Origin of the sequence: Sutcliffiella horikoshii (assembly GCF_044809035.1) — a bacterium.
In the GTDB taxonomy this organism is placed as follows: Bacteria; Bacillota; Bacilli; order Bacillales; family Bacillaceae_I; genus Sutcliffiella_A; species Sutcliffiella_A horikoshii_G.
Genome location: NZ_CP085237.1, coordinates 4,165,051 through 4,177,855, shown reverse-complemented (window position 1 = coordinate 4,177,855; position 12,805 = coordinate 4,165,051). Strand labels below are relative to the sequence as shown.

At 44.2% G+C, this 12,805-nt stretch carries 11 protein-coding genes; 9 read left to right on the top strand and 2 right to left on the bottom strand.

What is annotated here, in order from left to right; all coding sequences use genetic code 11:
* Positions 1–29 precede the first annotated feature (29 nt).
* Together LG307_RS21335 and LG307_RS21330 are read left to right on the top strand one after the other, a co-directional pair.
* The gene (locus tag LG307_RS21335; RefSeq protein ID WP_404446338.1) at positions 30–1,082 is read left to right on the top strand and encodes an LLM class flavin-dependent oxidoreductase; all 1,053 of its coding nucleotides are present in this window, start codon (positions 30–32) and stop codon (positions 1,080–1,082) included.
* Between the two features lie 51 nt (positions 1,083–1,133).
* Positions 1,134–2,090: a RimK family alpha-L-glutamate ligase gene (locus LG307_RS21330; protein WP_404446335.1), complete on the top strand. Its 957-nt coding sequence runs from the start codon at positions 1,134–1,136 to the stop codon at positions 2,088–2,090.
* Between the two features lie 167 nt (positions 2,091–2,257).
* Here LG307_RS21330 and LG307_RS21325 read toward each other — a convergent pair whose 3' ends face one another.
* Both LG307_RS21325 and LG307_RS21320 read right to left on the bottom strand, forming a co-directional pair.
* Entirely contained in the window at positions 2,258–3,613 is a 1,356-nt protein-coding gene (locus LG307_RS21325; protein ID WP_404446332.1) for a YjiH family protein, read from the bottom strand.
* Between the two features lie 144 nt (positions 3,614–3,757).
* Positions 3,758–4,792 (bottom strand): HD-GYP domain-containing protein, encoded by a 1,035-nt coding sequence (locus LG307_RS21320; RefSeq protein WP_404446329.1) that lies wholly within the window; start codon positions 4,790–4,792, stop codon positions 3,758–3,760.
* A 192-nt stretch (positions 4,793–4,984) separates the two neighbouring features.
* Between LG307_RS21320 and LG307_RS21315 the strand changes: the two genes are divergently transcribed.
* The 7 genes from LG307_RS21315 to LG307_RS21285 all read left to right on the top strand — a co-directional run bounded on the left by LG307_RS21315 (position 4,985) and on the right by LG307_RS21285 (position 12,721).
* Positions 4,985–5,857: a Cof-type HAD-IIB family hydrolase gene (locus LG307_RS21315; protein WP_404446326.1), complete on the top strand. Its 873-nt coding sequence runs from the start codon at positions 4,985–4,987 to the stop codon at positions 5,855–5,857.
* Positions 5,858–6,028: 171 nt separating this feature from the next.
* Positions 6,029–6,910, top strand: coding sequence for a carbon-nitrogen hydrolase family protein (locus tag LG307_RS21310; RefSeq protein ID WP_404446323.1), 882 nt, complete (start codon positions 6,029–6,031; stop codon positions 6,908–6,910).
* A gap of 167 nt (positions 6,911–7,077) precedes the next feature.
* Positions 7,078–7,587, top strand: coding sequence for a PTS glucose transporter subunit IIA (locus tag LG307_RS21305; RefSeq protein ID WP_404446320.1), 510 nt, complete (start codon positions 7,078–7,080; stop codon positions 7,585–7,587).
* A 115-nt stretch (positions 7,588–7,702) separates the two neighbouring features.
* Positions 7,703–8,527 (top strand): PRD domain-containing protein, encoded by an 825-nt coding sequence (locus LG307_RS21300; RefSeq protein WP_404446317.1) that lies wholly within the window; start codon positions 7,703–7,705, stop codon positions 8,525–8,527.
* Positions 8,528–8,721: 194 nt separating this feature from the next.
* The gene (locus LG307_RS21295; RefSeq protein WP_404446314.1) at positions 8,722–10,107 is read left to right on the top strand and encodes a sucrose-specific PTS transporter subunit IIBC; all 1,386 of its coding nucleotides are present in this window, start codon (positions 8,722–8,724) and stop codon (positions 10,105–10,107) included.
* A 196-nt stretch (positions 10,108–10,303) separates the two neighbouring features.
* A complete protein-coding gene (locus tag LG307_RS21290; protein WP_404446311.1) occupies positions 10,304–11,248 on the top strand; it encodes an aminoimidazole riboside kinase in 945 nt (314 codons plus the stop codon).
* Positions 11,249–11,263: 15 nt separating this feature from the next.
* Positions 11,264–12,721, top strand: coding sequence for a sucrose-6-phosphate hydrolase (locus tag LG307_RS21285; protein WP_404446308.1), 1,458 nt, complete (start codon positions 11,264–11,266; stop codon positions 12,719–12,721).
* Positions 12,722–12,805: the final 84 nt, after the last annotated feature.

Sequence of the window (12,805 nt, the reverse complement as noted above, 5' to 3'; positions counted from 1 at the left end):
TACACAAACATCAAAGGGGGAAACGTGAGATGAAGTTTGGGTTTTGGTTGCCGATTTTCGGCGGGTGGTTGCGAAATGTGGAGGATGAACAAATGCCTCCGACTTTTGATTATGCCAAAAAAGTAATTCAGCAGGCAGAACAGCTTGGGTTTGACACAACATTAATTGCCGAGCTTTTCCTAAATGATATTAAAGGACCGAAAGAGGACACATTGGAAGCGTGGTCGACTGCCGCGGCCCTGGCAGCTGTAACAGAAAAGATTGAAATTATGACGGCAATCAGGCCTGGGTTTCATAACCCTGCCATTGCCGCAAAAGCGACGGCAAATATCGATCACATCAGCAACGGACGATTCACCCTCAATGTCGTGTCGGCATGGTGGGAAGAGGAAGCCCGTCAATATGGCGGTGTTTTCACCGAGCATGATGAGCGTTATGACCGCACGAAAGAATTTATTGATGTCCTTAAAGGCTTATGGACAGAAGACTCCTTTAGCTATGATGGAAAATACTATCAGCTCAAAGATACCAAACTCCACCCAAAACCGGTACAGCGTCCTAACCCCATCCTTTATGCAGGGGGCGAGAGTCCAAAAGGGAAGGAAGTTATCTCTTCACACTGTGATGCCTATGTCATGCACGGTGGAACGGTGGAGGAAGTGGCGGCTAAAATCAGAGATATGAAAGAGAAGAGAGCCAAGACTCCGAACCCTCCTTTCCAATCCTTTGGGATGGCTGGCTATGTTATTTGCAGGGATACGGAAGAAGAAGCACAGGCGGAACTGGCCCGGATCACAGCTGTAAAAGAATCCGATGCGTACGCAGGATTTAAGGACTTCACAAGCAAATCACAACTGGAACAACAAATTCAGCTGCAGGATTACTCTGTATCAAATAGAGGGTTGCGTCCAAACCTAGTCGGCACGCCAGAGCAGATTGCTGCTAGAATAATAGAATTCGAAAATGCGGGAGTTGACTTATTGTTACTGCAGTTCTCTCCACAGCTTGAAGAAATGGAGCGTTTCGCCAAAAAGGTGATGCCCCTTGTTAATTCGAAGACAGAAGAGCTTGCCCAATCATAACACCTAGCAGGGAATACACTATCATATATGCATAAAATGGAGGCAGACATCGTGAAAAAAATCTACATTATTCATGAAAATAAAGAGTGGACGACACATTTGACTACTAGATTGGAAGAGTTGGGATTGCCATATGAAGAATGGCATTTAGACGAAGGGGTAGTGCCATTGACGGAAGAACCACCTGAAGGCATATTTTACAACAGAATGAGCGCCTCTTCCCACACAAGGGACCATCGGTTTGCACCTGAATTAACAGGAGCTGTGCTCGCATGGCTGGAGCACCACGGTCGACAAGTATTCAATGGAAGCCGTGCCCTTCAGTTGGAATTAAGCAAGGTTAATCAATACACGGCACTTGAAAAAGCCGGAGTAAAGACGCCTAAAACCATTGCGGCGGTAGGAAAAGAACATATCTTGCAGGCAGCAAAAAGAATAGGCTCCACATCCTTCATCACCAAGCATAATCGTGCCGGCAAGGGGCTTGGGGTGCAATTATTCCATTCGACGGCCTCTCTAGAGGAGTACTTGTATGGACCTGATTTTGAAGAGCCGGTAGATGGAATCACGTTGATCCAAGAATACATTCTGGCTCCAGAACCTTTTATCACCCGTTGTGAATTTATTGGTGGGAAATTTATGTATGCCGTTCAGGTTGATACATCGGAAGGCTTTGAGTTGTGCCCGGCCGATGCCTGCCAAATCGGGGACCTGTTCTGCCCGGTAGGCGAAGAAGTCGAGGAGAAGCCGAAATTCCGTATCGTGGAAGGCTTTGCCGACCCAATCATCGAAAAATACGAGAAGTTCCTGCAGGATAACGAAATTCAGGTAGCTGGTATTGAGTTTATCCGCAACAGTCAAGGTGAGATTTTCACCTATGATGTCAACACCAACACCAATTACAATGCAGACGCCGAAAAAGCCGCCGGAAAATATGGCATGCTGGAGCTTGCAAAACTACTGGGCAAAGAGCTAGAGCTTGAATCAGAAGAACAAAAAGTTTACTAAGGCATTTTTTAAAAATAAATTGAATGACTAAAGTATATGATATAAGTGGATTGAAGCGGAAAGCGAGTGCCAGCAGCGAAAAGGAACGGCAATAGTAAATGCAATAACTAAAAAAGCTATCCCAAAGTTCCAACAGGACCTTAAGGATAGCTTTTTACATTCCACTATTAAAAGAAAAACACATGCGCCATCAGCGCAATAACTGGTAACGTGATCAACGTACGTAAAAGGTAGATCACAAACATTTCCCAAAGCGACACAGGCACTTTAGAACCCAAGATGACGCCACCTACCTCAGATAGATAAATAAGCTGCGTAACGGAAACTGCCGCGACCACAAAACGAGTTAATTCACTTTGAATATCCGATGCTAACAATGCTGGCAGGAACATGTCCGCAAAACCAACAATAAGCGATTCTGACGCTTTCGCCGCATCCGGAATTTGCAATAGCTCTAATAACGGAATGAATGGCATGCCAAGGTACACAAACAAATCTGTGTTTTCGGCAAGGATCAAGGCAATAGTACCGAATGCCATAACAATCGGTGCTACGCCCATCCACATATCAAGAACATTTCGTCCCCCGTCTCGGAAGAATTTACCTACGCTCTTGTTTTTAGCAGCACGCTCTACCCCTTGGGTGTACCCCCACTTTAATGGAGAATAGCCGGAAGGGATCAGTTCTTTTTCATCCTGCTCCTCGCCGTTATAATACGTATCCGCTTTTCTGGATAAAGGCGGGATTCTCGGCATGATGATAGCAGCTACAAAGCCCGCCACACCGATCGTTATATAAAATGGGATGAACATGCTTCCAAGTCCAACCTGCGTAATCACAACAAGACTAAAGGTAATCGAAACGATAGAGAAGGTGGTAGCAATAACGGCTGCTTCCCTTTTCGTATAATAACCGTCTTCATACTGTTTACTTGTTAACAGGACCCCGATTGTTCCATCTCCAAGCCAGGAAGCCAAGGCATCAATAGAAGATCGACCTGGAAGCTTGAATAAGGGACGCATGATTTTCGTCAATAGTGCGCCGAACAATTCCAACAGTCCAAAGTTTAATAATAACGGCAAAAATAAGCCGGCAAAAAGGAAAACGGTAAATAGTACCGGTAAAAGATCATATAAAATAACGGACCCTGTAACGTCGCTCCATACAGCTTCTGGACCAAGTTCGAATAAGGTCATGATTGCCAAGACCATTGCAAGAACCCTTACAACCGTCCAGAATACCGAAACGTTCAATAAAGTGTTAAAGAAGCCTTGTTCTTTTGTAAATGCGGGTTTCGCTAGCTTTGTCACTACCGTTGCGATGGCAGTGATGGTAATAACTACGGTCATTATCGCAGGGATACTATCTCCTAAAAGGTCTCCTAATAATCCTGCGAGAATAGCGATAGGTATCGTTAACTCGTCATTGTACATGACAGGAAACATGAATAATAAAATTCCGATTAAGGAAGGGATGATGAATTTTAATTTATCTGCTGTTCTAAAAGATGAATGGTTTTTCAATATAATAATCTCCTTATGCGTAAATATGCAACGTTAGTTATTTTAATACATTTCTTCAACTTTTCAAAGGTAGTTACTGGAATTATGTATTTTCTTTCATTTTGATACCCTGAAATTATTGGTGGCAAACCTGCTTTTTAGCGGTTAATTTGCAAAGTCCAGAATCTCCAACTCTTTATTTTTCCTAAGGTCAATAAAGTGATCATCGACCTTGATAATCGGTAGATGAGGTTCATCAGAATGGATGAAAATAATTTCCGCAAGCTTCCCGTTATTAAGGACCACTTCTTCACGGAGATGATTAGAAAGAACATATCGGACGAACGGATAGACGATAGCTGGGTTCAATCTATTGTAATTTGCCTCTTGAATTAGAATCTTTGTAGTGGTAAAAATATTTTGCTTTGGCCGATAACTTCTTTCTGATGAGAGCGCGTCGTACATATCTGCAACCGAGAGGATCTGAACAAAGTACGGAATCTTGGAATGTTTGATTCCTGTGGGATATCCGCTGCCATCCAGACGTTCATGATGCAGCAAGGCACCTTGCAAGACATGAGGATCGATGGTCCTGTTCTTTTTGAGCAAATCATATCCATAAGTGGTATGTTTCTGTATTTCCATCCACTCTTTTTCCGTTAAGCGGCCTGGCTTTTGCAAAATGTTCTTGTCGATCAGTAATTTCCCGACATCATGAAACATCCCCATTTGACCGAGAAGACTGATGCTGCTTTTATCAAGCCCTTGCAGCTTCCCAATTAAAGAGGAGTAGATTCCGACATTCAAGCTGTGGGTATAGGTGTAATTGTCATAGCATTTTACTTGTTCTATGTACCGTGTAAAAACTGGATCATCCACAAGTTTATCTATCAGTGGAGTCAACATGGCCTGGATGTCGTCTATTGGAGGTAGTTGGTCTCCTTCAAGATTGGCAAATATGGATTGAAAAGTATGGATGCTCGTTTCATACATATTTTTCACATGCTGAAAATACTCTTTGGATAAATGGTGGGGCTCTTCTATGATAAAGGCCTGATCAAAGTAGTAGGCATGCTTTTGCAGGCTTTCCACATGATTAGCATTCAGGACTGTACCTTTCTTTAACAAAAGATTCCCCGACAAAGAGTAAATATCATTTTTTAGTATTTTGCCAATATGATTGGAGGAAATAATTTTCATAAGGTTCACCCTCACCTGATCGCGTTTAATACCTATATTATAAGGGATTAAGCGGATATAAAACAGAATTAATTATACTTTTCGAAATTTTTAGCATAATATTTTGGCAGTATAATGTTTGTAATACGATGAGAGATTAACTAGGATAGGGTATATACAAAAAATCATTTACATAGAAGAAGGTGGATTCACTTGGTAAAATGTATTGCCATAGATATGGACGGAACATTATTAAACAATAACCATGTAGTTAGTGAAGAGAACGCGGATGCCATTCAGCTTGCGAAGAATAATGGTGTGGAAGTGGTGATTGCCACGGGCAGAGCATACTCTGAGGCGAAGGATGTTTTGGCAGAAGCGGGTATTCACACCCCGATCATTTGCGTAAATGGAGCGGAAGCACGCACGCCTGAAGGGGAAATCGTATCAACCAACCCGATTGCAATAAGTCTGGCAAGAGAGCTTGCTCGGATACTGGACAAGCATGATATCTACTTTGAGATCTATACGCAGAACGGAACATTCTCAAAAGATTATGATAAGGCGATTGCCACCATTATGGATGTTTTCATGTCAGCAAGTAACGATAATGATAATGATAAAGTCTTAAAGGCGGCACAAGAAAGAATGGAAGACGGAAATGTGAAAATGGTAGATAGTTTTGAGCCTATTTTGCAGGATGAGTCAAAAGTAATTTACAAGCTTCTAGCGTTCTCCATGGATAAAGAAAACCTGGAAGCGGCACGTTCTGAACTGCTGGAACTTGGCACGGTTGCTGTGAGCTCTTCTGGTAAGGACAACTTGGAGATCACAAGTGTGGACGCTCAAAAAGGGATAGCCTTGACGACTTTCACTTCTGAACGAGGAATATCGATGGAAGACACTATGGCCCTCGGAGATAATTATAATGATGTTTCCATGTTTGAGCGTGTCGGCAGGGCCGTTGCGATGGGCAATGCACCGGATGGCGTGAAGGCGAAAGCGCATATGGTGACAGATACGAATGTGAATAGTGGCGTTGCGAAGGCGATCGTTGAGGCGATGGCGAAGAGTGAGGTAGGATAAGTGAAACCGGGCGGCTTTAGGGCTACCCGGTTTTTTTATAAGAATCTACCATAATATCCCACAAATCCATTGTTGAGCTGCCTGCTTCTCATACCTTATAATGGATTAGTTGAAAAAAATTTCGATGTTCTAAATAAACCATTAACATAGATTATAAGGGGGCCTGCTGTCATGAAGTTTCGTGCTTCTGCCGTGCAATATCCATTGCACACGATCTCAAGCTTTGATGAGTTTGCAAATCAAGTCATTCATTATGTGAAAACTGCCGCTGAATTTGATGCGGATTTTGTCCTGTTCCCAGAGTTTTTAACGACCCAACTAATCTCCTTTCCAGTGGATGGGAGAGGGCAGACGATTCATGATCTGCCAAAATATACCGAACATTACCATCAACTGTTCAGCGGTATAGCGATCCAGACGGGCATGCATATTATCGGCGGCACACACATCATTGAAAAAGAAGGCAAACTTTACAACGCAGCCCACCTTTTTTACCCTGATGGCCGCATTGCCACTCAAGCGAAATTACATTTAACACCAACGGAAATATATGAATGGGGTCTGACCCCTGGTGAGGATTTGCCGATTTTTCATACCGATTTTGGCACGATTTCGATGCTGACATGCTATGATATTGAGTTTCCGGAAGCGGTAAGGCTTGTGAAGGCGATGGGAGCGGATGTGGTGTTCTGTCCTTCCTGCACAGATGACCGTCACGGTTTTCACCGCGTAAGATATTCTTGTCACGCGCGCACGATAGAAAACCAAATTTACGTGGTGACGACTGGGACAATCGGATCCCTGCCAACTGTGGACTTTATGCGAGGAAACTTTGGACAAGCTGCCATCATTTCACCAAATGATGTACCTTTCCCGCCACGCGGCATTGTGGCAGAAGGGGAGCTTAATACTGATATGATCATCACAGGTGATCTCGATTTGACTCTTTTACACAAAGTAAGAGAAGCAGGATCTGTCACTACCTGGAGAGACCGCCGCAATGACCTGTACCCAGACTGGGAAAAGCTAGTCAAAGGCACTCTCACTTATTAATTGACAAACAAGCAGATCTGTCTTACCTTAATATCATAAATAAATAACACACATATAGGATTGTGACTGGTAAAGCAGGCAAGACCTAATACGCTTACTCCCCCAAAGAGGTGCGTATTGGGTCTTTTTCTATTTCCGCACAATTCCGACAATAGGAGGAAACACACATGTCATTTTTCAAAAAACTATTCGGCGGTAAAGAAGAAACCAAAACAGAAGAGATCTTAGTAGCTCCAATCACAGGCAAAATCATCCCACTTGAAGAAGTTCCAGATCCGGTGTTCGCTCAAAAAATGATGGGTGACGGCATCGCAATCGAGCCGACAGAAGGAACCGTTGTATCTCCAGTTAACGGAGAAATCGTTCAATTCTTCCCGACAAAACATGCGATCGGAATCAAGTCAGAAACAGGTGTGGAAGTACTAATCCACGTAGGTCTTGAAACAGTTGGCATGAAAGGCGAGGGCTTTGAAGGGCTTGTGGAAGTCGGCGACAAAGTAAAAGTGGGCACACCACTATTAACATTTGATATCGACCTTATTAATGAAAAAGCAAAAAGCATCGTAACTCCTGTTATCCTGACAAATGGGGATATCATTGATACAGTAAACAAACACGCTGTTAAAACAGCAACAAAAGGTGAAACAGCATTGTTGGATTGGACTATTAAAGCATAATTTTCCCGTTGTCGCCTTGTTTTCTTTTCATAAAGCATGTAACTGCTTTGTATAGTCCCATTGATTGGTTATAATAAAAGATAAAATAGGGCGGTTATATTGGGGAGAGACAAGATTGAAAATAAGTAAAGTGTTAAACAATAACTCGGTTGTTGTCAAAGAGGATGACCAGGAAAAGATTGTGATGGGCCTTGGTGTCGGCTTTCAAAAGCGGAAGAACGATCTGGTGGACCGGAGTAAAATTGAAAAGATCTTTGTGATGAAAGAGGAAAGCGACAAGTTTCAAGAGTTGCTTTCCACCCTTCCTGTCGAGCATATAGATGTGGCAGAAGAAATTATCAGCTATGCTGAAGGAAAGCTGATGGTTCCTTTGAGCAACCATATCCATATCTCTTTGACCGACCATCTTTCTTTTGCAATTGAACGGTTGGAAAAAGGATACACCATCCAGAATAAATTGCTCAATGAAATTAGGGTCCTCTATAAGCCGGAATTTGAAGTTGGGCAATGGGCGCAAGAATTGATCAAGGAACGGCTGGGCGTCAGTATTCCTGATGATGAAGTGGGACACATTGCTCTTCATCTTCATACGGCGAAAATGGGATCAAAAAGCATGGCAAATACGATGCAGCTGGCTTCCATCATTCGCGATGCCATTGAAATGATCGAGAAGGAATTCAGTGTGAAGATTGAGGAAACGTCTATCAATTATCAACGTTTGTTGACACATTTAAGATTTGCCATCAACCGTGTGGAAGAGGGAGAGCCTTTTCACTCCATGGACCCCGAGATGCTGGAATTACTTCAGATGAAATTTGGAAAAGCATTCGGGACGGCGCAAAAGATTGCAGACTTTCTGGATGCAGAATATGACATTCACTTTCCGTTATCGGAGGTTGGATACATTACGCTTCATATCCAGCGATTAACAGGAAAGTAAGAAGTGTTTGACTGTTGACGATTGATTCCCGACTGGTTAAAATGAAAACGTATTCGCTAACATGTATATACAGGGTTGTGACTGGTAATGCAGGCAAGACCTAAAACAGGCAAGGACGTAGGGCCACTCTACCTACTTGCAGGTTTTAGGTCTTTTGTTTTTTATATATCTAATAGGAAAAAGAGGTGCTCGTAATGAATTATAACAAGATAGCGAAAGACTTGATCCCGTTGCTTGGTGGGGCAGACAATGTCATCAGTGCCACACACTGTGCGACTCGCTTAAGACTTGTGTTAAAAGATGATGAAAAAGCAACAGCAAACCGCGACCAAATAGAAGAACTGGACGGAGTGAAAGGGGCGTTTGCAAGCTCCGGACAATTCCAAGTTATTTTTGGCACAGGAATTGTTAACAAAGTGTACGCGGAATTCGCTGAAGAAGTGGGCCTTAAGGAAAAAGACACACAAGACCATGCAGAAGCGGCGAAAAAGAAAATGAACCCGCTCGCGCGATTCGCAAGAACGTTATCCAACATTTTCGTCCCAATCATCCCTGCCATCGTGGCAAGTGGTCTGTTAATGGGGCTGCTCGGAATGGTGACGACATTCGGCTGGGTTGCGGATGACAGCTCTCTTGTAAAAATGCTGAATATGTTCTCCAGTGCGGCCTTCATCATTCTGCCGATTTTGCTCGGATATAGTGCTGCAAAAGAATTCGGAGGAAATCCGTTCCTTGGAGCAGTTATTGGGGGAATCATGACACACCCTGACTTGCTAAATCCGTGGGGGCTTGCAGAAGCAAATCCTGAATACATGGATTTCATGGGACTTGATATCGCGTTAATCGGTTACCAAGGTACCGTCGTTCCAGTACTTCTTGCCGTTTTTGTCATGAGTTTTATTGAAAAGAACTTACGTAAAATCGTACCAAGCGCAGTAGATTTGCTCGTCACGCCATTTGTGACCGTCATCTTGACTGGATTCATCACGCTACTTGCCATCGGACCATTAGGAAATGCCATTGGTTCCGGTATTACAGTTGTTCTCAACTTTGTTTATGACTATGGCAGTCTTTTTGCCGGTCTTATCTTTGGAGGACTGTACTCCCTGATCGTCATCACTGGTGTTCACCACAGTTTCCATGCGATTGAAGCGGGTCTTCTTGCTGAACTAGGCTTTAACTACCTCTTGCCGATTTGGTCCATGGCCAATGTCGCACAAGGTGGGGCAGGACTTGCAGTGTATTTTTTAGCTAAGCGTGCGAAAACGAAAGAGTTAGCGTTGCCTGCAGCACTATCTGCCTTTTTAGGAATTACAGAACCAGTAATCTTCGGGGTTAACTTGAGATACCGCAAACCATTTATCGGAGCCGCCATTGGTGGTGCGTTAGGTGGAGCTTATGTTGTGTTTACGAATGTTGTCGCGAACGCTTACGGGCTGACAGGGATTCCGATGATCGCCATTCTTGTGGAATTTGGAACGGTCAATGTCGTAAACTACCTCATCGGTTTTGCCATCGCGGTCGTAGGTGCCTTTGTCGCAACCTGGTTCATGGGAATTAAGGAAGAAGATGTAAAGTAAGATTCTTTTTAACACCGCTGTTGCATTCCGCAAATGGCTTCGCTTTCCGCGGGGCGTGTACTTGAGCCTCCTCACAACGCATCAGGGGTCTCAACCTACCGCTACCTCCCGCCGGAGTCTTCGCCTTTTGCTCCAAGCAACAGCTATATATTTCGATGATAGTAATACCATCTTAAACAAAAGGAGGGGCCACCCCATGAAAAAAGGAATCATCTCACTTGGTGAAGCGCTGATTGATTTCATTCCGCTTGATCCAGACAATATCACCTATCAAAAAAGTCCAGGCGGAGCCCCGGCAAACGTAGCAGTCGGCGTCGCACAACTACAAGCAAAGTCTACTTTTATCGGAAAAGTAGGGAACGACGTGCTCGGAAGATTCCTGCAAAAGACACTTGCAGACTATGGCGTCAACACAAGCTCCATGCTGTTAACCGATGACATCCGCACAGGTGTCGTGTTCGTAACATTGGAAAACGGAGAGCGCAGCTTTGACTTTTACATCAACCCAAGCGCGGATCGCTTTTTAACGGAAGAAGAGATAGAGGAGAAGCTTTTTGACGAAAACAGAATCCTGCATTTCGGTTCGATCTCCCTTATAAGCGAGCCTACAAGAAGTGCCACCATAAAAGCGGTGAAGCTTGCCAAGGAAAAAGGCATGACAGTCTCCTACGACCCGAACTTACGCCTTGGCCTTTGGGACAGCGAAGAAGCGGCAAAAGAACAGATTATCTCCATGCTGCCATATGCCGATATTTTAAAAATATCAGAAGAAGAGTTGGAGTTTATCACTGGCGAAAAGGATATCGAAAAAGGTGCGAAAATGCTTTCTTCCTACGAAATTCCTCTTCTCCTTGTCACACTGGGTTCAGAAGGCAGCTACGTCTTCACTCGTGAAGGACATCAGCATGTGCCGGCACGCAAGGTAACTACAGTGGATACAACAGGAGCAGGAGATGCTTTTGTCTCCGGAATTCTTTATATGGCGAACGAATGGGAAGGGGATATCTCCACCATTACACTTGAAAAAGCGGTGGAAATGGCGAATTTTGCGAGTGTTTCCGGATCCCTTGCCGCCTCTGAAAAAGGTGCGATGACCGCCCTTCCTTCTTTAGAACAGGTTCAATCAATCTTAGCGAAATAAAGGGGTTTTTCTTTTATGACAGAAAGAGAGCAAGAGCTTATTAGACTGGCAGAAGAAGAAGTGGAGAAAAATATGGAGGTCGTCGAGAGCGATCCTTATCGATTACGTTATCACCTCATGCCACCTGTCGGCTTGTTGAATGATCCAAACGGCTTTATTCAATGGAACGGTACTTACCATCTGTTTTATCAATGGATGCCGTTCAAGACAGGCCATGGAGCTAAATTTTGGGGGCATTATTCCTCTGAAGATCTTGTAACTTGGAAGCATGAGCCGATTGCCTTGGCCCCAAGCGAGTGGTTTGAGAAGAATGGATGCTACTCTGGAAGTGCGGTAGAGCATGACGGGAAGATGGTCCTCTTTTACACAGGAAATGTGAAAGACGCGGACGGAAACCGTGAAACCTATCAGTGCATGGCGGTTTCAGAAGATGGCATCACATTCGATAAAAAAGGTCCAGTGGTGGAGTTGCCGGAAGGGTACACTGCCCATTTCCGAGATCCAAAGGTGTGGAAAAAGGGCTCGGACTGGTATATGGTCGTTGGCGCACAAAGTAAGGATCTGACAGGAAAAGTCGCACTGTTGCGGTCAGCTGATTTACTAGAATGGGAGCATCTTGGAGCCATCGCAGGTTCTGAAGTGAACGGGTTGGGTGACTTCGGCTATATGTGGGAGTGCCCGGACCTGTTTGAACTGGATGGAGTCGATGTCCTTATTGCTTCGCCTCAAGGCTTGGAGCCGGACGGTATGAAGTATCAAAACGTGTACCAGGCGGGTTATTTTATTGGAAAGCTTGATTACGAGAGAGCTGCATTCAAACATGGTGATTTTGTGGAACTGGATCGTGGCTTTGAATTTTATGCCCCTCAAACCACTTTGGACGAGGATGGCCGCCGCTTGATGGTCGGCTGGATGGGCGTGCCTGAACAGGACGAGGATAAACATCCGACCATTAAGCATAAATGGGTACATGCGCTGACGATACCGCGTGAACTGAAGTGGGTCGATGGAAAGTTGTTGCAGGTGCCTGTGGAAGAGTTGATGATCATGAGAAAAGACCAGCTTGTTGAAAAAAGTGATGTGCAGCTTACCGAAGACGGAGTCTCACTGGATATTGGTAAGAGTAGCGCTTTTGAGATGCGCTTTATTTTCGAAAAGGATGTTGCATCATTTGAGTTGGATTTGAGCGATGCTGTCCGGCTGGACTTTGATGCGTTGGAGCGTGTTTTCTCCCTTCACCGTAAGAGTTTTGTAACGGGGGAATGGGAGAGTAGAAGCTGCAGTCTGCAGGCCTTGACCGAGTTGCGCGCATTTGTGGATACTTCATGCGTAGAGGTCTTCTTGAATGGTGGGGAAGAAGTGTTTACAGCAAGGATGTTCCCGGATGGATCTGCCGTCGAGGAAGTAACGGTGTCCGGTAGTGGAACGATTGCTGAGCTGGAGAGTTGGGAAATCGGCAATAGAGTAAAATAGAGTGTATTTGAATGAAACAAACTATAATGCGGAATGCTAAAGGGAAGCCGGAATTTTTAATTCGGCTTCCCTTTTTTCTTTCCA